21 protein-coding genes and 5 pseudogenes are annotated in these 23,714 nt (G+C 68.4%); 16 read left to right on the top strand and 10 right to left on the bottom strand.

Annotation, left to right across the window (positions count from 1 at the left end; all coding sequences use genetic code 11):
• The first annotated feature begins 131 nt into the window (after nt 1-131).
• Nucleotides 132-883, top strand: a protein-coding gene (locus ACFY3N_RS31570) for an IS5 family transposase (protein ID WP_390820206.1) whose coding sequence is annotated in 2 segments (ribosomal slippage) — nt 132-432 and nt 432-883 — 753 coding nt in all. Because the reading frame shifts where the segments join, the coding sequence is not laid out codon by codon here.
• Nucleotides 884-953: 70 nt separating this feature from the next.
• Here the strand turns inward: ACFY3N_RS31570 and ACFY3N_RS31565 are convergent.
• On the bottom strand, nt 954-1,973 hold the full coding sequence (locus tag ACFY3N_RS31565) for a hypothetical protein (RefSeq protein WP_390820205.1): 1,020 nt from the start codon (nt 1,971-1,973) through the stop codon (nt 954-956).
• Between the two features lie 539 nt (nt 1,974-2,512).
• Here ACFY3N_RS31565 and ACFY3N_RS31560 point away from each other — a divergent pair.
• Together ACFY3N_RS31560 and ACFY3N_RS31555 are read left to right on the top strand one after the other, a co-directional pair.
• Nucleotides 2,513-2,785, top strand: a pseudogene (locus ACFY3N_RS31560) (transposase); the annotation flags it as partial.
• A 19-nt stretch (nt 2,786-2,804) separates the two neighbouring features.
• Nucleotides 2,805-2,930 (top strand): IS3 family transposase, encoded by a 126-nt coding sequence (locus ACFY3N_RS31555; protein WP_390820267.1) that lies wholly within the window; start codon nt 2,805-2,807, stop codon nt 2,928-2,930.
• Here ACFY3N_RS31555 and ACFY3N_RS31550 read toward each other — a convergent pair.
• The 6 genes from ACFY3N_RS31550 to ACFY3N_RS31525 all read right to left on the bottom strand — a co-directional run bounded on the left by ACFY3N_RS31550 (nt 2,916) and on the right by ACFY3N_RS31525 (nt 9,221).
• Nucleotides 2,916-3,227 carry a GNAT family N-acetyltransferase gene (locus ACFY3N_RS31550; RefSeq protein WP_390820204.1) on the bottom strand — a complete coding sequence of 104 codons (312 nt, stop codon included), beginning with the start codon at nt 3,225-3,227 and terminating at the stop codon, nt 2,916-2,918. The genes ACFY3N_RS31555 and ACFY3N_RS31550 overlap by 15 nt on opposite strands.
• A gap of 125 nt (nt 3,228-3,352) precedes the next feature.
• Nucleotides 3,353-4,588: a benzoate/H(+) symporter BenE family transporter gene (locus ACFY3N_RS31545; RefSeq protein ID WP_390820266.1), complete on the bottom strand. Its 1,236-nt coding sequence runs from the start codon at nt 4,586-4,588 to the stop codon at nt 3,353-3,355.
• Between the two features lie 471 nt (nt 4,589-5,059).
• Nucleotides 5,060-6,175 carry a PLP-dependent aminotransferase family protein gene (locus ACFY3N_RS31540; RefSeq protein ID WP_390820203.1) on the bottom strand — a complete coding sequence of 372 codons (1,116 nt, stop codon included), beginning with the start codon at nt 6,173-6,175 and terminating at the stop codon, nt 5,060-5,062.
• 74 nt (nt 6,176-6,249) lie between these two features.
• Nucleotides 6,250-7,320: an alpha-hydroxy acid oxidase gene (locus ACFY3N_RS31535; protein ID WP_390820202.1), complete on the bottom strand. Its 1,071-nt coding sequence runs from the start codon at nt 7,318-7,320 to the stop codon at nt 6,250-6,252.
• Between the two features lie 78 nt (nt 7,321-7,398).
• Nucleotides 7,399-8,166: a sulfite exporter TauE/SafE family protein gene (locus tag ACFY3N_RS31530; RefSeq protein ID WP_390820201.1), complete on the bottom strand. Its 768-nt coding sequence runs from the start codon at nt 8,164-8,166 to the stop codon at nt 7,399-7,401.
• 65 nt (nt 8,167-8,231) lie between these two features.
• A complete protein-coding gene (locus ACFY3N_RS31525; RefSeq protein ID WP_390820200.1) occupies nt 8,232-9,221 on the bottom strand; it encodes a TauD/TfdA family dioxygenase in 990 nt (329 codons plus the stop codon).
• 552 nt (nt 9,222-9,773) lie between these two features.
• Here ACFY3N_RS31525 and ACFY3N_RS31520 point away from each other — a divergent pair.
• The 11 genes and pseudogenes from ACFY3N_RS31520 to ACFY3N_RS31470 form a co-directional block, all read left to right on the top strand.
• Nucleotides 9,774-9,995, top strand: a pseudogene (locus ACFY3N_RS31520) (transposase family protein); the annotation flags it as partial.
• Between the two features lie 70 nt (nt 9,996-10,065).
• Nucleotides 10,066-11,276, top strand: a protein-coding gene (locus tag ACFY3N_RS31515; protein ID WP_390820199.1) for an IS3 family transposase whose coding sequence is annotated in 2 segments (ribosomal slippage) — nt 10,066-10,312 and nt 10,312-11,276 — 1,212 coding nt in all. Because the reading frame shifts where the segments join, the coding sequence is not laid out codon by codon here.
• A gap of 33 nt (nt 11,277-11,309) precedes the next feature.
• Nucleotides 11,310-11,549 (top strand): annotated as a pseudogene (locus tag ACFY3N_RS31510) (SMI1/KNR4 family protein); the annotation flags it as partial.
• Between the two features lie 248 nt (nt 11,550-11,797).
• The gene (locus tag ACFY3N_RS31505) at nt 11,798-12,370 is read left to right on the top strand and encodes a TetR/AcrR family transcriptional regulator (protein ID WP_390820198.1); all 573 of its coding nucleotides are present in this window, start codon (nt 11,798-11,800) and stop codon (nt 12,368-12,370) included.
• A gap of 155 nt (nt 12,371-12,525) precedes the next feature.
• Nucleotides 12,526-13,421: pseudogene (locus tag ACFY3N_RS31500) on the top strand (SDR family NAD(P)-dependent oxidoreductase).
• 242 nt (nt 13,422-13,663) lie between these two features.
• Nucleotides 13,664-13,861 carry a hypothetical protein gene (locus ACFY3N_RS31495; RefSeq protein ID WP_390820197.1) on the top strand — a complete coding sequence of 66 codons (198 nt, stop codon included), beginning with the start codon at nt 13,664-13,666 and terminating at the stop codon, nt 13,859-13,861.
• Nucleotides 13,862-14,249: 388 nt separating this feature from the next.
• Nucleotides 14,250-15,446: a helix-turn-helix domain-containing protein gene (locus ACFY3N_RS31490; RefSeq protein ID WP_390820196.1), complete on the top strand. Its 1,197-nt coding sequence runs from the start codon at nt 14,250-14,252 to the stop codon at nt 15,444-15,446.
• A 240-nt stretch (nt 15,447-15,686) separates the two neighbouring features.
• On the top strand, nt 15,687-16,163 hold the full coding sequence (locus ACFY3N_RS31485) for an ATP-binding protein (protein ID WP_390820195.1): 477 nt from the start codon (nt 15,687-15,689) through the stop codon (nt 16,161-16,163).
• A 41-nt stretch (nt 16,164-16,204) separates the two neighbouring features.
• Entirely contained in the window at nt 16,205-16,546 is a 342-nt protein-coding gene (locus tag ACFY3N_RS31480; protein WP_390820194.1) for a DUF6415 family natural product biosynthesis protein, read from the top strand.
• 260 nt (nt 16,547-16,806) lie between these two features.
• On the top strand, nt 16,807-17,274 hold the full coding sequence (locus ACFY3N_RS31475; protein WP_390820193.1) for a hypothetical protein: 468 nt from the start codon (nt 16,807-16,809) through the stop codon (nt 17,272-17,274).
• Between the two features lie 405 nt (nt 17,275-17,679).
• Nucleotides 17,680-18,915 carry an IS701 family transposase gene (locus tag ACFY3N_RS31470; RefSeq protein WP_390820192.1) on the top strand — a complete coding sequence of 412 codons (1,236 nt, stop codon included), beginning with the start codon at nt 17,680-17,682 and terminating at the stop codon, nt 18,913-18,915.
• 173 nt (nt 18,916-19,088) lie between these two features.
• Here the strand turns inward: ACFY3N_RS31470 and ACFY3N_RS31465 are convergent, their stop codons facing one another.
• Nucleotides 19,089-19,508: a flavin reductase family protein gene (locus tag ACFY3N_RS31465; RefSeq protein WP_390820191.1), complete on the bottom strand. Its 420-nt coding sequence runs from the start codon at nt 19,506-19,508 to the stop codon at nt 19,089-19,091.
• Between the two features lie 157 nt (nt 19,509-19,665).
• Between ACFY3N_RS31465 and ACFY3N_RS31460 the strand changes: the two genes are divergently transcribed.
• Both ACFY3N_RS31460 and ACFY3N_RS31455 read left to right on the top strand, forming a co-directional pair.
• Nucleotides 19,666-20,241 carry a TetR/AcrR family transcriptional regulator gene (locus ACFY3N_RS31460; protein ID WP_390820190.1) on the top strand — a complete coding sequence of 192 codons (576 nt, stop codon included), beginning with the start codon at nt 19,666-19,668 and terminating at the stop codon, nt 20,239-20,241.
• Between the two features lie 91 nt (nt 20,242-20,332).
• Entirely contained in the window at nt 20,333-21,667 is a 1,335-nt protein-coding gene (locus ACFY3N_RS31455; protein WP_390820189.1) for an NtaA/DmoA family FMN-dependent monooxygenase, read from the top strand.
• Nucleotides 21,668-21,785: 118 nt separating this feature from the next.
• Here the strand turns inward: ACFY3N_RS31455 and ACFY3N_RS31450 are convergent, their stop codons facing one another.
• On the bottom strand, nt 21,786-22,052 hold the full coding sequence (locus ACFY3N_RS31450; protein ID WP_390820188.1) for a hypothetical protein: 267 nt from the start codon (nt 22,050-22,052) through the stop codon (nt 21,786-21,788).
• Nucleotides 22,052-23,401: pseudogene (nhaA, locus tag ACFY3N_RS31445) on the bottom strand (Na+/H+ antiporter NhaA). Before nhaA ends, ACFY3N_RS31450 begins: the two are co-directional and overlap by 1 nt.
• Nucleotides 23,402-23,714 lie beyond the last annotated feature (313 nt).

The following is a 23,714-nucleotide window of genomic DNA, read 5'->3' as shown; positions in this document are numbered from 1 at the left end:
TCCCCAGCAAGGCGTACGCACGGTCCGGCCGGCGGGCGTCCAGAGCACTCCAGGCGGCCGTGGCGGTGTAGTCGGCCGCGACGGAGGAGAGCCGGAGGCGGATGCGCTGGGTGGCTCCGAGCTTTTAACGGGTGGCGCCGGAGGCGCCGTCGCGGCCTCAGGGTGGCGGCCGACGTCGTCACGGTGATCGTGAGGTGCTGGCGGCGATCGTGTTCGTGGCGACGTCGGGCTGCACGTGGCAGCAGCTTCCCGCAGCATCGTTCGGGCCGTCCGGGGCTACGGCTCACCGCAGGTTCACCGAGTGGGCGAAGGCCCGGGTGTGGGCCAAGCTGCACCGCCTGGTCCTGGACGAACTCGGCTCCCGCGGCGAGCTGGACTGGTCGAGGTGCGTGATCGACTCGGTGAACATGCGGGCCCTGAAAAGGTGGAGCTGACAGGTCCGAATCCTGTCGACCGGGGCAAGTACGGCTCGAAGATCCACCTGATCACCGAGCGGACCGGTCTGCCCCTGTCCGTCGGAATCTCGGGCGCCAACGTCCACGACAGCCAGGCCCTGAGCCCGATCGTGAAAGGCATACCGCCGATCCGGTCACGTCGGGGTCCTCGTCGACGCAGGCCCGGCAGGCTCCATGCCGACAAGGGCTACGACTACCGCCACCTGCGGCAATGGCTGTCCCAGCGAGGCATCCGGCACCGCATCGCCCGCAAAGGCATCGAGACCACCCAGCGGCTCGGACGACACCGCTGGACCATCGAACGGACCATGTCCTGGCTCGCCGGCTGCCGCCGCCTCCACCGCCGCTACGAACGCAAGGCCGACCACTTCCTCGCCTTCACCAGCATCGCCTGCACCCTCATCTGCTACCGCAGACTCACCAAATGAGATGACGTCTTAGAGCAACAGCGCTCCTGCCAGATCACCCGTCACCCGAAGATCGATTACGGGACAGCCCTTAGTTGATTCGCTTCGCGATGACCGAGTTGTCAGGGAACGCCGAGCTCAGAGCGGCATTCCAGTTGAGAGTGAGAGTCCATGAGGTAGCCGTGGCATTGACCGCCGGCGTGGTGTGGGACGGCGCGGGAGTACCCGCGGGGCGTCGCCATCCGTCAAAGGTGAGACCGCCATCGGAGGACGTGCTCTCCCAGACGTAACCATCGGTCCCGACACAAGCGATCAGCACACGTTGCTGATCGGCGTACCCCGACTGTCCGGGACCGACCACGTCGGTCTGGTTGCCCAGACGTGCCGCTGCCACGCCGCTCTCGCAGACAGCTCCGCCGTTCACCTGTGTCACGCTGCTGACCGCGCCACCCGTGGTCGTCGTCACTCGCCAGACGTGATTGTCTGTCCCGGTGACGAAGCTGCGGTACACCCTTTCGTAGCGCTCCGTCCCGTAGACGGCAATCTGGCTGTTCCCTTCGATGTCCGGGTGGTCCGAAGAGAGGATCGCATGGTTGTCCACAGTCCAGCCGCGGGGCGGCTCCACGACCCCATTGCGGTAATACATGAAGGCGTAACTGATGACTCGGTACTCGTTGGGCACTTGAATGAAGAGACCGCCCGTTCCTGAGACCGTCGAGGAGACCAGAGGGCTGCCGATCGCCCTGGCGCCGACCGGAAGCCGGGTCCACGGTTCCCAGAAATTGGCGGACCCGCTGTTCACCTGGCTGTACCAGATCTCGCCGTCCAGGCCCCTGACGAAGACCGTCGCGCGCCCGGGCGGCCATTCGACGATGCGTGGCGGAGACGTGGTCCGGGTCGAGTTGTCCCCGCCGAGCGGCCGCCAGCTTCCGCCGTTGTAGCGGAACCAGACGTTGTTGTCGACGCCCCGGCCGACATCGTAGGTCGCTCCGCCGATCCTCACCGAGTAGACGGCGGAGTAAGTCCTGGCATCACCGCCGAAATTGATCCAGTCCGTCTCGGCGGCCTGCGCGGGCCCCGGTATTCCGACCAGCAGCAGGAGACTTCCCACGAGCGCGGTGATGGCCGCGCGCCAACCGCGGGCTAATTCTGGACGAGTTGACACCACAATGAATCCTCTCCATTCCACAGGTATTCTTTCGGGCCGTTCGTCGGCTCCGAGTCAGAACGAAGGCAAGACACGCAGGGCTTTGCGTGAGTGGCTGCGGTGCAGACGTCTGCGTCTGTGAGCCGGGCACGGCCGCCTCCCCGGGTAGCCTCTTCGCGTTGGTGCTTCCCGTGTGACAGTAGTCAACTCGCACTGGACCACTTACTCGTGCGCGCACGCGTACTGGCACGACAGTGCACTCCGGCATGCGTCCGTGGAGCGCACCCGGGCCGAAGGCCGCGGATCATGGGCCAGGAACCCTGCGAAGCTGGGCGCGGTTCATGACCCGCATCGCCCTGACCGCCCGCCTCCGGCTTTACGGCGGACAGCCTTTCATTTGTTTGGGGTGTCCAAGTCGGCGGCCGACCGCATCACTGAGGCTGATCCTTTGGAGTGGACACCCTGACAATGGATCTTGATGGTCCAGGGAGGGATGTCCAGGGGGACGCAAGTCCCCGTATCCGGAGGAGTTCAGGAAGGACGCGGTTGCGCTCTACCGTGCCGGGGGCGGCAAGCGGACGTACGCGGCGGTGGCGGCGGACCTCGGCATCACCGCCGAGTCGCTGCGAACGTGGGTCCGCAAGGAAAACGAGTCCCAGGCAGTGCCCGAGCGCCGCGAGACCGACGGGAGTCCGGCTGAGGAACTGGCCCGGTCGCGGGCGGGGAACGCCCGGCTGCTGAAGGCGGAGAAGGAGTGGCAGCGGAAGGCGCTGGACCTCAAAGGCGCAGACACGGCTGGAGCTGTTCAGGTGGCTGTCGTACTACAACCGGCGCCGCCGCCACTTTGCCCTCGGCTACCTCGCGCCAGCCGATTATGAACAGCAACTGATCACGTCACGTACGCTGTCACTCGTCGCGTGAAACCCGGTGTCCACCCCCGGGGATCAACCTCATGTTGAGGGGTGACCGCGCGCCCCGGACACGGCGGAGGCCCAAGCCGCCGAACGCGACACCGAGCAGCGGCTTCACCGTCTCCAGGCCGTATCCCGCACCCCGGGAAGCGGGGCGCAGCGCGAAGCCCGTCGTGGCTCCGCGTCGCTGGTGGGGGTCGATGGCCGGACGACCGAACCCGATCGGTTCAGCCGTCTCCCGCTCGTTGACCGCGAGGGCGTACCCGGTCCGGGGTGTTGCGGCGGCTGCGGCGATGGGCGGCTCCATCGGACCCGGGGAAGCCCATCCCCACCGAACCCGGAGCGGTTCAGGGCGAGCTGTGCCGCGCCGACGTGCTGGACCTGGACGACTGCGCCGTGGACGGCTCGCACGTCCGGGCCCTCAAAGACATCTCAGGGAGAAACGCGTTCGGGGCCGGGGCGGCGGGATCGTCCCCGCAGGGTGAGCGTCGCGTGGGTCGCCAGGCCCAGGACCAGGCCCCAGCAGGACGAGCCGATGCCACCGAGGGTGACGCCCGACGCCGTCGTCAGGAAGGTCACCACGGCCGCGTCCCGGCCCGGCTCGTCGGCGACGGCCTGGGCGAGGCTCGTGGAGAACGTGCCGAAGAGTGCCACCCCGGCGATGACGGCGACCAGGTCGGCCGGCAGCGCGGTGAACAGCCCCACGAGAGTGGCTCCGCAGATCCCGGTGAGGAGGTAGAAGAAGCCGCAGGCCATGCCCGCGACATAGCGGCGCCGGGAATCGGGGTGGGCCTCCTCGCCGGTGCAGATCGCGGCGGTGATGGCCGCCAGGTTGATCCCGTGTCCGCCGAACGGCGCGAGTGCCGTCGTGGTGAGCCCGGTGACACCGATCAGCACGCGGTCGTCCGGACGGTAGCCGAAGGCGGAGAGCACAGCGAGGCCGGGGGCGTTCTGTGACGCCATGGTGACCACGGTCAGCGGGACCGCGATGCCCACCATCGCCTGGAGCGAGAAGTCGGGGGAGGTGAACACCGGGACGGCCGGGGCGACGGCACCCGCCGGTGCGTGGACACCCGGTCCCGCGGCCGCCGCGAGCACGGCGGCGAGAAGGGCGAGGGCCACCGCGTAGCGCGGTGAGCGTCGCTTGACCACGAAGTACGTGACGAGGGAGGCGAGTACCGGTACGGGGATGCTGTCCAGCGCGGAGAACACCCCGGCCCCGAACGAGAACAGCACGCCCGCGAGCATGCCCGCCACCACGCCGGGCGGCACGCGCCGCATCGCCCACCCGAAGACGCCCGTCACCCCGATCAGGGCCATGGCCAGGCCGGTGACCAGGAACGCGCCGATCGCCTCGGGATACGAGTACTGGCCGAGGCTGCCGACCAGGACCGCCGCGCCGGGCGTCGAGAAGGCGGTGATCACCGGCATACGGGTCCACCAGCTCAGCGCCGCGCACGTCACACCGCTACCGACACATGCGGCCCACACCCAGGACGCGGTCTGCTCACCGCTGAGCCGCCCGGCCTCCGCCGCGGCGAGCACGATCACCAGCGGACCGGAACAGGACACCACGACCGCGACGAGCCCAGCGACCACAGCGGAAACGGAAGCGTCCCGCCCCACCCGACGCCGCTCCGCCCCACCACCGCCCGGCCTGCGCCCCATCCGGCCACGCCGGCCACGGCCACCACCACTCGGACTGCCGTCCCCGGCCCACCCGTCGGCCTCGGTGTCGGCTTCGGGCCCGCCGCTCGGGCCGCCGCACCCGGCCCGGTCGTCGGCTCCGGCCTCGCCGGCGCCGGTCGTCCGGCGGCGGGCCGGGAGTCCGCCGCTCGGGCTGCCGCCGTCACCGCGCCGGTCGTCGGCCTCGGCGCCGTTGCCGCCACCGGGCTGGCGGTCGGCTCCGGGTGTGCCGCTCGGGCCGCCGGCCCCGGCTCGCCCGCCGGCCCCGGCCCTGCTGCCGTCACTCGTCCGGCTGTCGGTTCCCGCCCCCGTGGCGTCCACCTTGCGATCCTTCTCCTGCTCTCTCGTGCCGCTCGCTCAGCGGTCGGCTGTTCTTGACGTCGCTGAGCGAGCGGTGCCCTGCCGGGCCTGACCCTGTGCCGTTGCCTCAGCTGCGGCCGGCTCTCACGCCGTTCACTCGGCGGCGGCCGCCAGACGCTGGACGCCCTCCGCGAATTCCTCGGGGTCGAGTGCCTGGAACGGCAGGCGGAGGAAAACGGTGCCGGTGGGAGGCGCGGAGTCGGCCGGGTAGAAGGCCGAACCGCGCGTCAGGGCGAGCCCGTCGTCCCGGGCCGCCGCGAGGAAGGACGCCTCGTCGGTGCGGACGGGAAGGTGCACGCTGATGTAGTAGCCGCCCTCGGGCACGCACAGCTGTACCTCGCCCAGCGTCTGCCGCACCGCCTCGACCGCCGCGTCGTGCCGGGGCCGCAGCAACTCCCGTACCCGGTCTACGTTCTCCCGTACGAGACCGTTCGCGAGCGTCCGCGCGGCGATCGCCTGGAGCAGCGGGGCCGGCGACAGATACGTGCCCTCGGCCAGCGCCGCGAGGGCGCGGGGCGTGTCGGCCGGCCCGATGACGTAGCCGACGCGCAGACCGGGGCTCAGCACCTTGCTCAGCGAGCCGATGGTCAGCACCCGGGCCCCGTCGACCGATTCGGCCAGCTCACCGAGCGACGTGGGCGCGGTGCCGCCGAAGCGGAGCTCCCGGTACGGGATGTCCTCCAGGATCGTGAAGCCGTACTCGGCGCAGAGCCGCACCAGCTCCCGGCGCTTGTCCTCGCTCGTGGTCACGCCGCTGGGGTTCTGGAAGTCCGGGATGACGTAGACGAAGGCGGGCACCTCCGCGCGCAGCCGCTCCCTGAGGGCGTCCACGTCGATGCCGTCGTGCCGCAGCGGCACGCCCGACACCTGGGCCCCGTGCCGTTCGAAGATCTGCACGGCGCGGTCGTACGTCGGTGCCTCGACCAGGACCCGCGGCCGGACGGCGTCGCGCAGCAGGTGGGCCGCGAGCAGGTCGAGGGCCTGCAGGGAGCCGTTGGTGACGAACACCCGCTCGGGGTCGACGGAGTGGAACTTGCCGAGCTGCTCGCGCAGTTCCTGGTCACCGGTGTGGTGACCGATGGGCGCGTACTGGAAGACCCGGTCGGGCTCCGCGGCGAGGATCGCGGAGGTGTGCTCGGCGATGGCCGCGGAGGGGATCGCTTCGAGCGGGGGTATACCGCGAGAGAAGTGGACGGTCCGGACGGTCACAGGTCGTCTCCTAGAGCGAGTGCGGACGGTGCGGCGCCTGCGGCGGGCGCGGGGTCGACAGGGCCCACGGGCGGTCAGCCCCGGGTCGCGAAGTCGGGGCCGATGTCGGCGACCGAGTCCACACCGAGCTGGCGGAGGGTGTCCTCGATCTCCTCCTTGAGGAGGTCGAGGACCGCCTCGACGCCCTCCTGTCCGGCAAGACCGAGGCCCCACAGGTAGGGCCGTCCGATGCACACGGCGTCCGCGCCGAGCGCGAGCGCCTTGACGACGTGGACCCCGGACCGGATGCCGCCGTCCATCAGGACCAGACCGCGGCCGTCGACCGCCTCCGCGACCTGTTCGAGCGCGACCAGGCTGGGTACCGCGCCGTCGAGCTGGCGGCCGCCGTGGTTGGAGACGATGACGCCGTCCGCCCCGAGATCGAGGCACCGCTGGGCGTCCTCGGCACGCAGGATGCCCTTCACCACCACGCGCATCCTGGTCCGGCTCCGGATCCATTCGAGGTCCTCCCAGGTCAGGGGGAGGCGGTCGATGCGCGCGCCGTCCGGAATCGCGCCGCTGAGGATGCCGAGCGAGCGCAGGTTGCCGAAGTCGACGTGGGCGGGGGTGCGGAAGCCCGCCCGGCGGGTGGTGATGCGGCGGGCCGCGTGGCTGGCGTCGACGGTGACCACGAGAGCGGTCGCGCCGGCGTCCTCCGCCAGGGCGATCGTCGCGGCGACGTCCTCGCGGGACCGGTAGGCGTACAGCTGGAACCAGCAGCCGCCCTCGATGGACCCGGCCACCTCGGGGAAGGCGTGGTGGCTGTCGGTGCTGACGATGGAGAGCGAGCCCGAGGCCTCGGCCGCGCGGGCGGTGGCGATCTCCGCGTCGTCGTGCAGGAGCCGCTGCGGGCTGGTCGGGGCGAGCAGGACGGGCAGGTCGAGCCGCTGCCCGAAGACGGTCACCGAGGTGTCCGGCTTGTCGCTCACGCCGCCGAGGGCCTTGGGCCGCAGCCACACCTGGTCGAAGGCCTCGGTGTTGGCGCGCACCGTGAGTTGTGTGTCGGCGCCGCCCGCGACGTACGCCCAGGAAGCGGCGTCGAGCACGGAGTCGGCCGCCCGCTCGAAGTCGGGCAGGGTCAGCAGAGCGGAGAGTTCCCTTGCCATACGATCTCCTGATTCCTGTCTACGATCTCGCCGGTCGCCGTTCGTCGATGCTTTTCCCGGGCGACACAGGGAGTTCACTTACGCGAACTGATCGAATCCCATCTTGATCACCATTCCGGTGACCACGAGAACCAATACGATCCGTACGAATCCAGAGCCCTTTTTCATGGCCGTGCGCGAGCCGATCATGGCGCCGGTGATATTGCCCACCGCCATACCGAGCCCGATGGCCCACAGAACGTTTCCCTGCCAGGCGAAAACGGCGAGGGCGCCCAGGTTGGACGAGGCGTTGATGACCTTCGCCATGGCCGCGCTCTCCAGGAACTGGGTGGCCAGGAGTGTGGTGAAGGAAATGATGAGGAAGGTGCCGACGCCGGGGCCGAAAACTCCGTCGTAGAATCCGATTCCGACACCCGCCAGGAGGATGGCCGTGACGCGGCGGCGCCGGGTCACGACCGTCTCCAGCTGCTGCACGCCGAATGACGGTTTGAAGGCGACGAAGAGGGCCACCGCGACGAGCAGGGCCATGATGACGGGCCGGAAGTACCCGGTGGGCACGCTGGCCGCGGAGAGCGCGCCCAGCGCGCCGAAGGGGACCGCGAGCGCCGCGGCCGGCAGGAGGACCGAGCGGTCCAGCCGGGTGCGCCGCTGGTACATGTACGCGGCGGTCGCGGTGCCCATCACGGCGGCGATCTTGTTCGTGCCCAGCGCCGTCGCGGGCGGGTACTGCGGGAAGGTCAGCAGCAGTACGGGGATCAGCAGCACCCCGCCCCCGCCCACGACGGCGTCCACCCACCCGGCCGCCGTCGCGGCGAGCAGCAGTCCGAGCACCTCGTACAGATCCACTTTTCCTCATTCGTTCATGTGACGGCCCGCGCCCGCCTTCCCGGGGCCGGACCACCCGCCCTGGGTCAGACGACTCCGCGGATGTCCGCCATCGCGGGCAGGACGCGCGGGTGGCGCATCATGCGCTGGGCCCACAGCGGGGTGGAGCGCAGGGAGTAGAAGCGGCGCAGCCACCGGTCGCTTCCGTCGTAGCGGGGCTGGAAGGCGCTGCGGCCGTGCACCACCACGTGGTTGTCCAGGACGACGAGGTCGCCCGGGGCGAGCACCAGGTCGTGGCAGACGCTCTCCAGCGCCTTGGCCAGGGCGCGCAGCACGAGTTGCCCGGCGGGGTCGGAGGCCCGTGTGTTGTGCGAGTTGAAGCGGATGAAAGGCCGCTCCGGGGGGCCGAAGACCACCGGGTGCGGTCCCGACGAGGGCCGCGGCCCGTCGGTGTTCCGGGTGAAAGACGTCGGGTACAGGCTGTGGAACTGCGGTTTCCGCAGTTCCGCCACCTGGTCCTCGGCGAGGAGCGGCAGCGCGTCACGCACGGACGACACCCGGGTGGCGGCGATCGCCTCGTGGTCCTGGCGCAGGCAGAGCAGGCCCAGGAAGTCCGGCCGCAGGGGGTGGTGCACGTTCTCCGTGTGGAAGTCGAAAGCGACCGAGCCGCTGTTCTCGATGCGGTGCTCCTCGCCGCGAACCGGGTGCACGTCGTGGAACAGGGCCCCCGACTTCTCGTCGTGGTATCCGACGAGGGAACCGAGAAGATCCGCGACCAGCATCAGGGTGCCGTTCGTGAAATGGCCGTCGAGAGCCGACATTCCGTGGACCACGGGTGTGTCCGGAAGATCGTCCACGTTGAGACCACGGAGCAGGAAATGTCCGCTCGCTCCGCTGTCCGTTCCGAAGTCGATCAGGGATTTCCGCATCCCTTCGGGGAGATCGAGCAGAAGTCCCGAAATGACGATGGGGAGTGAGTCGGAGAGGCGGGCCGCGAGCGCCGATAATTCTCGTGTCTTGGCCGCCTCGGATTCGCTTAATCGGTAGTTCGTCACACCTTGGGCCGTGGTGGTCAAATCCCCTCCAAGCTTCGCATGTGCACTCACCGAAGACGTGGATCAAGGTAGCCCGCGAGAATTCACTCCGTCAACAAGGGATTTCGGACGGTAGCCATGCCTGTTAAGGAAGGCGACAATTACCGGGAAGAGTTCCTGAAGTGAATAAACGGATGAAGGGCGCATACTGCCGTGTATCGCTCGCCGTGTAAGAGGTGTCCGTAGTGGTCGCGCCTGACCATTCACTGGCCCTGAGCTGCTCTGATAATCGACATGGTGAGGGGTCCGCCGGGGCCGGCGAGCCGCGGGCGGGTGTCTTCCCGGCGCTGTCCGGCCGACGCGCCCGGGCGAGGTCATGCGCAGCCCGAGGGTGCTTTTTTGCCAGATGCCGTCCGGCAGGCGAACGGCGCGCGGGCGGACGCATGGAAGAAACGACCTGCCCGGTTCTCACTGAACGCTTCTCATCGTGTGGTTCGCGGGTGATGGCGGCCGGTGGTCGGGGGCCGTGACGCGGCAGGGCCCCCGGTCGTTGCGGCTGGTGATCTCACTCGCCAACGTCTCCACACAGCAGCCCTGTTGGTCCCGTATCGAGCCACGCTCGATGTCCCGCACGAGGTCGTTGAGCACGTTTCCCGGCTCATCCACGCCCGAAGGTGTGAGCCGAACTCCCGCCGGCGCAGGATGGGCTGCTTCCGGCAGGCCCTGCTGGCCCTGGTGCACCTGCGCAAGAACGAGACCCTGGCCCGGTTCGCTGCGGGGTTCGGCGTCTCCACCGCCACCACCGGCCGGTACGTCACGGTGAGGCTGATCCCTTGGAGTGGACACCCTGACAGTGGATCTTGACGGTCCAGGGAGGGATGTCCAGGTGGGACGCAAGTCTCCGTATCCGGAGGAGTTCCGGAAGGACGCCGTCGCGCTCTACCGTGCCGCGGCCGGGAAGCGGACGTACGCGGCGGTGGCCGCGGATCTCGGTATCACCGCCGAGTCGCTGCGGACGTGGGTGCGCAAGGACGAGGCCCAGGCCGTGCCCGAGGGCCGCGACGGCAGCGTGAGCGCGGCCGAGGAGCTGGCCCGGTTGCGGGCGGAGAATGCCCGGCTGCTCAAGGCCGAGAAGGAGTGGCGCCTCGAGCGCGAGATCCTGCGCCGGGCAGCCGCGTTTTTCGCCCGGGAGGTGAAGTGAGTCCTCGCCGCTGGGACTTCATCTCCGACAACCGCGCCGAATTCGGCGTCAAGCGGATCTGCCGTGTGCTCGGGGTATCCCGCGCCGGCTACTACCGGCACCTGGCCACCGAACAGGCCCGCGCCGGGCGCCAGACCGAGGAGAAGCGGACCGTGGCCGAGATCCGCGCCATCCACCTCGAGCACCAGGGCGCCTACGGTGCCCCGCGCGTCCATGCCGAGCTGCGTGCGAGAGGGCACAGGATCAACCGCAAACGCGTGACCCGGCTGATGCGGGTCAACCACATCGTCGGCCGGCACCTGCGGAAGAAGAAACGGACGACAATCGCGGACAGGACCGCGCCGCCCGCGCCGGACCTGGTGATGCGCGACTTCACCGCCGACACCCTGAACACCAGGTGGTGCGGCGACATCACCTACATAGCCGTCGGCACGACCTGGCTCTACCTCGCCACAGTGATCGACATCTGCTCGAGGAGGGTGGTGGGCTGGTCGATCGCCGACCACATGCGCACCTCCCTGGTCACCGACGCGATCGAAATGGCCGTGGCCACCCGCGGCAGCCGGGTGAACGGCGTCGTCTTCCACACCGACAGGGGCGCCCAGTACAGCGCGGCCGCCTTCGCCGACGTCTGCCGCCGGCACGGCATCCGCCGCAGCATGGGCCGGGTCGGCCCGAGCTATGACAACGCCCTGGCCGAGTCGTTCTTCCAGGGCCTCAAACGCGAATTGCTCCACGGACGCCATTGGACCTCGAAGGCACAGACCCGGCTCGAGCTGTTCCGCCGGCTTTCCTACTACAACCGGCGCCGTCGCCACTCCGCGCTCGGCTACCTCACACCAGCCGAGTTCGAACAACAACTGATCACCACACGTACGCTGTCACTCGTCGCATGAAACCCGGTGTCCACTCCTCGGGAGCAGCCTCACGAAATGGGCTGCACCGACGTATGCGTCATCGCGGTGACCGGTCCCCTCACCGGCCGCGTCCTCATCGGCAACAGCGACGGGTTCTGGGGCCCCAACGTCTCCTCCGCCACCGACTTCCTCGACTGGTACGAACGCTGGCTCAACCACATGAGCGCCGGACGCGACAACCGGGCCCTCGAACTCACCTCACCCCAGCTTCGCGCCCATCCAAACCGCCATCGCATGGCCCCGAAGATCTGACTCTCCGTAACCACTCCACGGAAAGTGAGCCAGAACCCGAGAATGAGCAGCGCCGGTTCACGGGTTTGGGGAGGCAGGAGTCTTCGTACGTTGAATCGAACCGACCACGAGATGCGACAGCGATGCAGCCGCCGGGCATGGCAGGAGTTGCGTGCTCGTTGCCGTGGTCCGGTGTCTGGCGTGAGTGGTTGTGCGTTTCGGTTGGCCTCGGCTCTGGCCGGGGCCTGCTGGCTGCTTATGCTGGGGCGGTGACACCGAAGGCGGGGCAGGAGACGGAGCTGCGGGCGGATGCGGTGCGCAATCGCGCCCGGATCCTGCGGATCGCCCGTGAGCGACTGGCCGCTGGTGACACGTCACTGCAGCTGAACGCCATCGCCCGGCTTGCCGGGGTGGGTGTCGGGACGGTCTACCGGCACTTTCCCAACCGCCACGCGCTGGTCGAGGCGCTCTCGGCGGAACGCTTCCGGGAATTGATCGCAGAGGCGCAGGCGGCGGTCGCCGCCGGCGACCCGCGCGCGGGCCTGCACCGTCTGCTGCGCTTCGCGCTGGACCGCATGCTCGACGACCCGGACTTCGCGGCCGTGCTGGAATCTGCTGCCGACGCCAGTGCGCAGACCTCGGACATGAGGGCCGAGCTCGACCAGGCGGTCACCGGACTGTTGGACCGCGCCCGTCTGAGTGGCGCGATCCGAGACGGTGTCGATGCCGAGGACGTGCGCCGCTTGCTGTGCGGTGTGCACCATGCGGTGCACTCCGGGGGCGGTGCACGCCGGAACCTCTACCTGGACGTTCTGCTGGAGGGTCTGCGCCCGCCGCGCTGACGGCGGCGCACCTCGTCTCCTGCCCGTGTCGGTCCGGCGGTCCGTCGGGCTGTTCGTCTTCCCCGCACCAACCGGATAGCTATCCGATTGTGTTAGCGTGCGCCTATCGAAACGGATAACTATCCACTTGATGTGCGGCAGTGAGGGGCGGGGTCATGAGTGAGCGGGCAGTGGTGACGGCGGGGACCGGAGGCATCGGTCTGGAGACCGCGAAGGGACTCGCGCGGCAGGGGTACGCCGTGACGGTGGTCGGCCGCAACGCCGAGCGCGGCACGAGTGCCATCAAGGAGATCGCGGCAGTCGCGACCGGAGCCGCACCGCAATTCGTGACCGCCGACCTCGCATCGCTCGACCAGGTGCGGGCGCTGGCCGCGCACCTGGCAGCCGAAGGTCCGCTGAAGGTGCTGGTCAACAACGTCGGTGCGATGTTCACCCAACGCCGCCAGACCGTCGACGGCATCGAGTCGTCCTTCGCCGTCAACCACCTCTCGCCGTATCTGCTGACCGAACTGCTGCTCGACCGGCTCCAGGCGGCCGCACCGAGCCGGATCGTCAACGTCACCTCCGCCGCCGTCAAGGCCGCCAGGCGCACCTTCGACGCTGTGGAACCGCCGGGCGGCTACTACGGCTTCCACTGGTACGGCCGAGCCAAGCTCGCCAACCTCGCCTACACCCTTCACCTGGCCGAACGCCTCCGCGGCACCGGCGTCACCGTCTTCGCGGCCGACCCCGGCGGCGCCGCCACCAGCATGACCGACGGCACCATGACCTCACCGAAGATCGTCTCCCCGCCACTGCGCCTGCTGTGGCCGCTGGTGCGCCGGACCTTCACACGCGCCACCGCCGGCCCCGCGTCGGCGGCCGCCTCGCCGTCGGTCTTCGCGGCCACCGATGGCTCACTCGAGGGGCAGACCGGCGTACTCATCGGGCCCGGGGCCCGCCCGACCCCCGTTTTCCGTGCTGCCGACGACCCCGGACCATCGCGAAGGTCCTTGAGCTCAGCCGGCGGCTGGCGCCCCTGGACGGCGGTCACGGCGTGCAACACACATGACCTCGCGCAAGTGGCCGAAGAGAAGCAGCGCGAGCGCGTTGACGGTCGCCGCCGAGGCTTTTCGCCCTGTGACTGGCGATCCGGCGGCCGTTGCCGCGTTCGGCAGCCCGGTCCGGCAGGCCCCGTGGGCGGCCTGACCTGTGCCTGGTGAATACTGCGTCGACTACCGGTGATTCCAGGAGCGACAGGAAGAGCTCCTGCCAAAAGACCTGACCGTCAACGACTTCTCCGTGCTCGTCGGCATGTCCGCCCGTCACAAGGTTGATCCGCCCCGTCACGACCAGCACCAGCCCGACGCCTTCTGGCGCGCGGCCGTCTTCCTGGAGGAGTGCATGGTGCTGCGCCCGCTCCCAGCCCGCAACGAGCTGTTCGGCTACGGCCTGGCCGTCACGTACCTGGAGATGCACGGGGAGCGAGTGGATACCAAGTTCGAGGTCTGACGCGAGCTGATCACCAAGCTCCGCGCCCTGGAACTCGATTCGTACGGCATCGCCGAGCGGCTTCAGTCACTGCGGTTTCCCTGACGGCTCGGGCTCGGAGGGCCGCGAGCTTCGGCAAGCTGCCGGGCTGTGCCGCAACCACATCGGGAGCGTTCATGCAGTGAATGGCTCGACTCGGACACCAAGCGCTTCGGCTGACAGCAGGTGCTCGGCTCCGTCCGTGAATTGCACGACCGGTCCAACGAGCACCCAACCAAATGCCAGTCCGGAAAACTGCGTTGTCCAGCGAGGATGAGGCCCCACCGCCCAGTGAGCAGTAGGGCTTTTCGTGCACCCGGAGAGCGGGCCACGGGTACCGTTCTGGTGTCGAAGCAGAACAGGAGCCCGTATGCATGCTCTGCCCGAAGACCACACCGGCGTGCGGATCGCGCGCCTGCGCCGGGAACGGCACCTCACTCAAAGAGCCCTTTCGGACCTCGCGGGGATCCCCTACAGCACGCTGACGAAGACGGAGCAGGGAGTCCTCCCGGCGACCCCACACGTCATCGCAGCATGCGCGCGAGCCATGCGCGTGGAGGTCGCCACGGTCGTGGGCCAGCCGTACACGAGTGAGTTGCGCGCCGACGAACTCGACGTCCTCATAAGGCCCATCCGGGAGGCTCTGGACGTCTACGACCTCGGACCCGACCCCGATATCCGTCCCCGCCCTCCCGAGAAGTTGCGGAACGAGGCGGAAGCCCTGTGCGCAGCCGTCCGCGCCGGCGAGATCAAGCAGGCCGCCGGCGAGGTGGCCGGTCTCATCGAGGAGGCGACGACCTCGGCCCACGCGAGCGGGACGAGTGCGGGATGGCTGACACTCGCTTCCCTCTACCGCACGGCGTACGACGTCACCACGAAGCTCGGTTTCGCCGACCTGGCCCAGCTCGCCCTGGCTCGCGTGGACTGGGCCGCGCAGCGTGGATCCGACGCCGTCCTCGGCGGCATGTGCCAGTACCTGCGGGCCCTCACGTACCTCCGTGAGGGCAAATACCGTACTGGTCAGCGACTCGTCACCTTGGGACTCTCAACGCTCGCGCAGGCCGACGCCTCCCGGGAACGTAAGGTCGTCACGGGACAGCTGCACCTAGGCGCGGCAGTCATGGCCGGCCGGGCGCACGATAAGGACCAGGCGCTCGAGCACTTGGGCGATGCGGAGCGGATCGCCACGGTGACGGGCGAGTCGGTCAAGGTGCACTGGCTCGCCTTCGGTCCCACGAACGTGAAGGTGCACCGTGTCTCCGTCCTGGCAGAGTTGGACCAGTACGGCGAGGCCGTCGAGGCGACGGACGGACTGGCAATCCCGCAGGACTGGCCCAAGTCTCGGATCAGCCACCACTTCGCCGAAGTCGCCCGGGCGCAGATGTGGACGGGAAAGCTCGAGGCGTCGTTCCAGAGCCTGATCAAGGCCAGGAAGGCGGCCCCGCAGCAGGCCAAATACCACCCCACGGTGCGAGAGACTTACGCTGGGCTGGAGGCCGCCCACCGTCGGCTCCCGGAGAACTTCCTGTCGTACGGCTCCTGGCTCGGCTCTGTCGCGTCGCACTGAGCAACAGCAACACGCACAGTCACTCCCTGGCCCCAACTATCATCAACTTGTGATAGTTGGGGCCTAGTTGTGCCAGCACCATGTCGTCACCGAACACTTCGACATGGAGCCGACCATGACGACGACGTATTCCGCCGCCCAGCGGCGCACCTGCCAACACGCCCCCGGCACCGCGTCTCCACCCTCACAACCCGACCCGGATGCTGTCCGGTCGGCCCCGCGTTCCTCCAAGAGGTCGCGATGACGCCGACAGTCTCAACACCTCACACGGTCCTCCCACGCCGCGGGGACGTGATGACCGTGTCTTTCGCGGTCACCCCCCGCCCTCGCGGTGCCCGTCCGTCCTCCGAGGACGCGGCCCGGGTCGGAGCCATGCGCCGCATCACCGCCGCACGGCTCAAGTACTGCGGGCTCGAGACGATGAACAGCGACGTGACGCTGATCGTCTCCGAGCTGCTCACCAACGCCCTGCTGCACAGCGGCACCACGGAGATCAGCCTGACCGTCACCGTGGAGGACGGGTTCCTCCGCATCGCAGTCCGTGACGGCATGCCGGGCAGCGCCACCCCGAAAACGCCGGATGACAAGGACGAGTGCGGACGCGGCCTGCAGCTCGTCCAAGCTCTGGTGGAGGAGAGCGGCGGATTCTGGGGCACCGGCGACAACGGGGCCGAAACCTGGTGCAGTCTCGTCATTCCAAGGGGAGCAGTGCCTTGACTGCTCCCGTCACTGCTGTGGGCTGCACATCGTTCCTGAACGTGGAGACCCTGACCAAGGTCTTGGAGAAGGTCCGCCGATGGACCCCTTTTGTCGGCGGCGCCTTGCTCGACGAGGTCGCCACCAGGCTGGACGACGTCATTCCGAGCGGGAACGACCTCGCGAATCTCGCCCAACGGCTCCACGGTCATCTAATACGTCTCGTGAACATAGCGGTCGCTGCCGCGACCGACAGCAAGGACACCGAAGCCGGCCGGCTGGCCCGGCGCGCCCGCGACCTGCGCGCCGAGAGCACACCGGACGACCATCAGAGCGCTGACGCCAGCCTACGGAGGAGTGGGCTGGTGCGCCGATGTACTGCTCGATCGCCTGGCTGCCATTGAGTGGCTTGAGGGGACGGCGTGATCGTTTCCCCCCGCCACCCCGTTCGTTAGGAGACAAGAACGTGCGTATCCCGCCCGAGCCGGGCCCCGTCCCCTTCATCACGCAGCGGAAGGGAGAGGACGCCGCGCCGGACAACCTCTTCATCCACCGGCACTCCTCCGGGCCCCGGCTGTACTACGCCGACGAGGACCCCAGAGACCGGCCAATGCGAGGCGTCCTGTGGGCACGGTGCGGGTTCAACTCAGTGGACAGCCGCGGCATGCCGACGGGTGAGCCGCAGTGGAAGCTCATGCATCCGTACCGGCAGATGGCGACAATGCTGAAACTGCGCTGTCAGGTGTGCGCGGGACCCGCGCGGACCCCCTTGGGCTTCGTCTTCCTCGCCGGACCGAAGGATCATGGCCTGATGGTGTCCACGATCCTCACCAACCAGCCTCCGGTATGCATGAAGCACGCTCGCGCCGCCACCGCGCTCTGCCCCCACCTCGAGAGGAACCCCATGGTCTTCCTCGCCCGGAGCGCCCCGCTGTACGGAGTACACGGTACGGTCTACGGTCTTGACGCGTGGGGCAGAGTGCGCGTCGTCGTGCGTCCTGACCATCCGCTGCCTTTCGGTCACCCGAACATCCCCACGTTCTTGGCATCACAGCTCGTCCGCCGACTCAGTTCCTTCCGCGTCGTCGGCATGAACGAGCTGCTGCAGGCCGTAGCCGCGCACGCCGCATAGGCCCTGCCCGGTGGCCCGGATGGCGTCTGGCCGCGGTCATCGGAAGGCAAGGCCCCGGCGTGGGACGGCTTCCCGACCCGTGTCCCCCACGGGAAGGTCACCGCTGGGCTCCCTCGAGTCGCCGGTCATGCACCAGAAGGGCTGTGGTCGGCTTTGGAGCGAATCCGCAACCGCCTCAACCGGGAGGGCGTGCTGAGCCCACGCTCGTACGCCCTCGCGGGACCATCCCCGCGGGTGCGGGGAGCAGTGAACTAGACTCCAGCAGCGGTTCGCTATCTGGCCTGGTCAGAGGCATTGTCGGGAGTGTAGTTGGCTGCTGGCACGTCAGGGGCTGTCTTGCCGGACCGCCCCTCCAACGAATGACATCGAGAACTGTCCGCGCTGTGACGAGGGCAGTCTTCCCGCGTGATCGACGACCTTGCCGACGCGACCTGGGACCGTGAACTCGACGACCTCTTCCTGCGCATCGGCCACCGTTTCGGCCGTGCCGACCTGCGACGCCGTATGCGTGACTACGTCCGTGCCCTGCTCGGCCCGGTCGGCCGCAAGAACGGCTGGCAGCTGGCCGAACACGCAGGCCACCGCACCCCCGACGGCCTGCAACGGCTGCTGAACGGAGCCACCTGGAACGCCGACGACATCCGCGACGACCTGCAGGCATACGTCGCTGAACGACTCGGCGAAGCCGACGGAGTCCTCATCCTCGACGACACTGGCTTCGTCAAGAAAGGCACCACCTCCGCAGGTGTCCAGCGCCAGTACTCCGGCACCGCCGGCCGCACCGAGAACTGCCAGATCGGTGTCTTCGCCGCCTACGCCACCACCCACGGACGCGCCCTGGTGGACCGCGAACTGTATCTGCCCAGGTCCTGGACGGACGACCGCGAACGCTGCCGCGCCGCCAAGATTCCTGATGAGAGGGTCTTCGCCACCAAACCAGAACTGGCCAGGGCCATGGTGCTGCGCGCACTCGCCTCGCCGCTGCCGATCGCCTGGGTGACCGCGGATGCCGCCTACGGCCAGGAGTGGCGCTTTCGGCGGGTACTGGAAGAAACCGCCGTCGGCTATGTGCTCGCCGTCCCGAAGTCCCAGCCGGTGCCCCGCTTCGGCCGGATCGACCATCTCTTCAGCCAGGCACCGGATGAGGCGTGGGAGCAACGTTCGTGCGGCGACGGCGCCAAGGGCCCGCGCGTCTATGACTGGGCAGCCGTCCAGCTCCCGGTGATCGAGGACTTCGACAGCGAGCGGCCCACCCATCACCACTGGGCGCTGGCCCGGCGCAGCATCAGCAGACCCGACCAGGTCGCCTACTACCTCGCATACGCGCCGGTGGGAGCCGGTGTCGACCAGCTCGTGCGCGTTGCCGGACGTCGGTGGGCGATCGAGGAATGCTTCCAGGCTGCGAAGAACGAGTGCGGCCTGGACCAGTACGAAGTCCGCCGCTACGTCGGATGGATGAGGCACATCACCCTGGCCATGCTCGCGCACGCCTTTCTCGCGGTCACGGCGGCCCAGGCGGCGGCAAAGGGGGGCGCAGAAACGGTTCCACCATGGTCCCGCTCACCGTGGCAGAAGTCCGTCGGCTGCTGGCAACCGACCCCGCCCACCGGCCCCGCCCGCCCCTTCGCATCCATGCGCTGAGTTGGTCGCGATGGCGGCGAAGGCGTCAGGCCGTGGCCCGGCACTGTCACTACCGACGACGATGTCATTCGTTGGAGGGGCGGTCCGGCAAGACAGCCCCTGACGTGCCAGCAGCCAACTACACTCCCGACGATGCCTCTGACCAGGCCAGATAGCGAACCGCTGCTGGAGTACTAGTTGACAGTGGCAGTACGGTGGTCGAAGAACGCCAGGGAACTCATCCCGGCGGCTCGCTGGTGATCCACCACACGAAAGAGGACGAGGGTGTGGTCGCCGGCGGGGACGTGTCGGTGTGGCCGGACTACCAGGGTGGCTGCCGCATCTGAGAGTACGAGGGCTTGGGACGTCGCGTGGTTGAACGCGACTCCCCGGGTGCGCGCCGGGTTCGGCAGGCGGAGCTGAGGTACCAGGCCGGCTTGCTCGTCGCTGAGAATGCTGATGCCCAGTTCGTCGGCTCGGCGCAGCTGCTGCCAAGTGGTCGATTGGTAGGTAAACGCCATCGAGACGAGAGCCGGCTTGAGGGAGACGCTCGTCAGGGAGTTCACCAGCATTGCCTCGGCCCTGCCGTCCATCTCGGCTGCGATCAGAGCCATCCCCGTGGGCCAGGCGGCAAGAGTCTCGCGAAGGTCATCACGTGGCAGCGTTGGCATGGTCGGTTCTCTCTGTGGAAAACTAGGGGTGGAGAGTCTCTCCGCTTAGGTTATGGAGAGACTCTCCGTTTTGTCAACGTAGATCCTCCGGGGAGAGATCGTGGTCGATACACCGGCGCGCGCAGATGCCGCCCGCAACAGGGAGAAGATCCTTGACACCGCGAAACGGGTCTTTGCTGAGCGGGGGGTCGACGTGCCACTCGACACTCTCGCGAAGGAAGCAAGGGTGGGTCCAGGGACGCTCTACCGCCACTTCCCGGGGCGCGAGGCCCTGGTTGCCGCGCTGGTGAGTGCGGAACTCGACAACCTGGAGCGGTCGTTCGTCGCGCTCCGACAAGCCGATCTGGATGCGGCGGAGAAGCTGGAACGCTGGTCTGCGGCCCTGCGGGGGTGGATGACGAGTTACGTCGGTCTTCCCGAGCCCTTGCGCGATGCGCTCAGCCACGGATCCGGTGGCCTCGCCGACAAGTGCGAGCTCGTCATCGCCTGGACGGAAGAGTTGGTGCAGGCAGGGAGGACGGCGGGGGTCGTGAACGACTTCGTCACCGGGCGCGAGTTCTACCGCGCGGCACTGGGACTCGCCTGGGTGACCTCGAAGGTTGGTGCACCCGATGGGCCCGAGCTCGACGGGCTCCGGTGCATGGTGCGTGAGGGATGGCACAGGGCGAGTGGCTGACCCGGCTCGAAATACGGAGAGTCTCTCCGTATAGTCTGGCCCGGTCGGCGCTCGCCCGAACTGGCCCGACAGAGAGACGAGGAGGCAGTCCATGACCGAAACTGAGGTGCTGCTGGGTGTGGCGCTGTCGGACGGGTTCGGTGTCCATCCGGGAGCGTGGCGCATGCCGACGAGTGCGCCAGACACCTACACCAGTCTTGAAGTCCCCGTTCGATTGGCGCAGAAGGCCGAACGGGGAGGACTCGACTACATCTTTTACCAAGACCGTGTGTTTCTGTGGGGAGACCTGGAATTGGGGCCACCCGTTGCCCCGGTCGAGCCATTGATGATGCTGACCGCGGTCGCTCACGCCACTCGGCGAATTGGATTGGTCTCCTCGTCCTCCACTTCGTTCAATGAGCCGTACACCCTCGCCCGGCAATTCCGGGCGCTGGACGTCCTGAGCCACGGGCGTGCCGGGTGGAATGCAATCCCCAGCTATGAGCCCGAAGCGTTCGCCAACTACGGGCTACCTGTGCCGCAACGCGAAGAGAAGTACGAGCGACTGCACGAGGTCGTCCAGATAACGCAAGCGCTCTGGGGAAGCTGGAGCCCGGAGGCCGGCCAGCCGGACCCGGTCTCAGGCCGCTTCGCCGATCCCCGTCACATCCAAGCGATCAATCTGCAGGGACGGTATGTCGCGTCGCGCGGACCGCTCCAGATCCCGCCGTCCGAGCAGGGCCAGCCCGTCATCTTCATGCCTTTCGCCAGCGGTCTCGGCATCCAGGCGGCCGGAATGTACGCCAATGGCATCGTTGCCATGCCGCAGTCCAAAGACGAGAGTCGGATGCAGCGAGACATGATTCGCTCGATAACTGCGGAGAATGGGCGCAACGCAGACGAGGTGAAGCTCCTTTCCTTCATCTGCTTCGGCCTCGGTGCCACGCAAGAGGAGGCCGTGCGACGGCGCATGGTTCTCGAGGAGGCGGCGGGCCTCGAGCGCCGACTGACGCATCTGTCCGCACTGCTCGGTCTGCGCCTGAACGCAGCAGACGCCGACAAGCCACTGACCTCCGACCAGGTCAGCCGCCTACGGCCGCACCCTGGTGCTCCTCAGGCCGCCCGCGCAGTTCAGCTCGCCAACCAGGCTCTTTCGCCCCTCGAGATCCTTGGCCACGGCGTCCTCGACCTGTCCCCGGGTGTCGTTGGGACCCCTGAGCAGGTGGCGGACTTGATACAGGATTGGACTAGTGCCGGGGCTTGTGACGGATTCACCCTGATGATCGACGACCTGCATGACGGGCTTGACGACTTCGTCGACCACGTCGTGCCGATCTTGCGTCGCCGCGGGCTACGAGCCAACGACTACTCGGGCACCACCCTTCGTGACCACCTCGGCCTGCCCGCACAATTTGGCCCCGACCCGCGCGTGAGCGGCTCCAACTGACTTCACGCTCGTCTGAAACACCGGCATCCGCTACGTCGACACCGCTCCGCGCTACGGGCTTGGTCTGCCCGAGCGGCGACTCGGCGTGCTGCCGCGAGGAGCCGATAGCACTGAAGGATCAGGGGCGGCGGGCGGCGTGATGGGTCAGGTGCGCGGTGAGTGTCCCGATGAGCAGCGCCCAGGCCGCGACGGGTAGTCCCATCTGGGGCCGGCCCAGCAGGCGGGTTGCCGCAGCGGCCACGATTCCGGCGGCCAGGGCGCGCCGGTCGGTGGCGAAGGCCCACTGGGCGCGGGCGCTGCCGGGGCTGCGGAGTTCGCCGATCGCGGTCCTGATCACCAGTGCGGCGGCAATGATCGCGGGGGCCAGAAGGCCGAGGTCGGTCATCAGATCGGCGTGTTGTCGTCGCGCCGGGCCGGGCCGACGGCGGCCGGGGTGGGCTGGGTGTAGATGTCGGGGATGCCGTCGTCGTCCTCGTCGAGTTTCTCGGCCTCGTACAGGCGCCGGTAGACGCGGTTGCGCAGGCGTAGGAGGAGGGCCGCGGCCAGGGAGGCGATGAGGACGGTGGCCTTGACGTGGTCGCCGAGCTCGCTGCTGGGGAAGGCGAGTTCGCCGATGAGCAGGGCCACGGTGAACCCGATGCCGGCCAGGGCGGCCAGGCCGAAGACGTCTGCCCCTGCCAGGTGGGGGTTGAGCTGGGCACGGGTGAAGCGGGCCGCCAGGTAGGTGCCCACGAAGGCCCCGAGTGTCTTGCCGGCGACCAGTCCCACCACACCGAGGGGTTCGGGGCTGGTGAACACCTGTCCCAGCGCGGCGGTGGAGATGCCGATGCCGGCGGCGAAGAGGGCGAACAGCGGGACGGAGATGTCGGCGGAGAAGGGGTGCAGCAGGTGCCCGGTGCGCTCGGCGGGCGAGGTTTTCTCATCTTTGTCGCGGGGGGTCCGCAGGATCAGGCCCATGGCGACACCGGCGACGGTGGCGTGGACGCCGCCGTTGTACATCAGTGCCCAGATGACGATGCCGAGCGGCACGTACCACCACCAGCCGGTCACGCGCTGCCGCTGCAGGACGTAGAAGAGGACGAGTCCGGCGACGGCCCCGACCAGGGCGTAGGGGTTGAGGCCGGAGGTGAAGAAGACGGCGATGACGAGGATCGCGCCGAGGTCGTCGGCGACCGCGAGGGTGAGCAGGAAGGCCCACAGGACGGCGGGCAAATGGGTGGAGAGGCCGGCGAAGGCGAAGGCGAAGGCGATGTCGGTGGCCATCGGGACCGCTTCACCCCTCCATGCCGCCGCCGACGCTCACGGTGGCGGCGTAGAGAGCGGCAGGGACGATCATGCCGCAGACCGCTGCGATGACCGGCAGCGCGGCCGTGGCAGGGGTGCGCAACTCGCTGACGACGAGTTCGCATTTGAGCTCGATGCCGGCGCCGAGGAAGAAGACGGTCAGCAGCCCGTCGGAGGTCCAGTGGCCGACCGACAGGTCCAGGCCGAGCGCCGGTATCCCGAAGTGGAAGTCACGTATCTGCTCGTACGCCCCGGACAGGGGGCTGTTCGCCCACACAGCGCGAGGACCGCAGCGGCCAGCAGGACCAGGCCGCCGACCGTCTCCGTGCGTAGCGCCCGGGAGACGGCCTGCCGCTCCGGGAAAGGGAACAGGCCGAGGAAGGTCGTGCGGGAGCGCGGAGCATTGGGCGTGTCGGGAGAACCGGGGCGATCAGCTGGACGTGGGCACACGGCCCCTGTTCGCCGACCAGACTTCCCGGCACACCTCGCATCACTTGACGCGTTCCGTACGCCCTCTCGGCGCACCGACCCTCGCGACTAGCCCAACCGGCGATCTTCCGACCGTGCAGCAGTGCGAGCCCGACCTTGGACGTCGCTGTCCTGGACGTGGTCCAGGCTGTCGGAGGCTCATTGCTCACCGAGCCTTTTCCAACCTGACCTGTGAGCTTGTCATTTTTGCTGGCAGCGTGATGAAGCCCCTGATAGATGGGTTTTCGACCAAGAGGACCGTCTCCACCAGAGGCTTCACGTGCAGCGGGAGGTC

The sequence above is a fragment of the Streptomyces sp. NPDC000348 genome, assembly GCF_042898795.1.
Classification (GTDB): domain Bacteria; phylum Actinomycetota; class Actinomycetes; order Streptomycetales; family Streptomycetaceae; genus Streptomyces.
This window is presented reverse-complemented; position numbering and strand designations above follow the sequence as displayed.

What these genes read in the sequence shown, in the direction of transcription:
- ACFY3N_RS31550 (WP_390820204.1), bottom strand. Translation starts at nt 3,227, where the DNA reads ATGGAGCCGCCCATCGCCGCAGCCGCCGCAACACCCCGGACCGGGTAC.
- ACFY3N_RS31545 (WP_390820266.1), bottom strand. Translation starts at nt 4,588, where the DNA reads ATGGGGCGCAGGCCGGGCGGTGGTGGGGCGGAGCGGCGTCGGGTGGGG.
- ACFY3N_RS31535 (WP_390820202.1), bottom strand. Translation starts at nt 7,320, where the DNA reads ATGGCAAGGGAACTCTCCGCTCTGCTGACCCTGCCCGACTTCGAGCGG.
- ACFY3N_RS31495 (WP_390820197.1), top strand. Translation starts at nt 13,664, where the DNA reads ATGTCCGCCCGTCACAAGGTTGATCCGCCCCGTCACGACCAGCACCAG.
- ACFY3N_RS31490 (WP_390820196.1), top strand. Translation starts at nt 14,250, where the DNA reads ATGCATGCTCTGCCCGAAGACCACACCGGCGTGCGGATCGCGCGCCTG.
- ACFY3N_RS31485 (WP_390820195.1), top strand. Translation starts at nt 15,687, where the DNA reads ATGACGCCGACAGTCTCAACACCTCACACGGTCCTCCCACGCCGCGGG.
- ACFY3N_RS31475 (WP_390820193.1), top strand. Translation starts at nt 16,807, where the DNA reads ATGCCGACGGGTGAGCCGCAGTGGAAGCTCATGCATCCGTACCGGCAG.
- ACFY3N_RS31465 (WP_390820191.1), bottom strand. Translation starts at nt 19,508, where the DNA reads ATGGCTCTGATCGCAGCCGAGATGGACGGCAGGGCCGAGGCAATGCTG.
- ACFY3N_RS31455 (WP_390820189.1), top strand. Translation starts at nt 20,333, where the DNA reads ATGACCGAAACTGAGGTGCTGCTGGGTGTGGCGCTGTCGGACGGGTTC.
- ACFY3N_RS31450 (WP_390820188.1), bottom strand. Translation starts at nt 22,052, where the DNA reads ATGACCGACCTCGGCCTTCTGGCCCCCGCGATCATTGCCGCCGCACTG.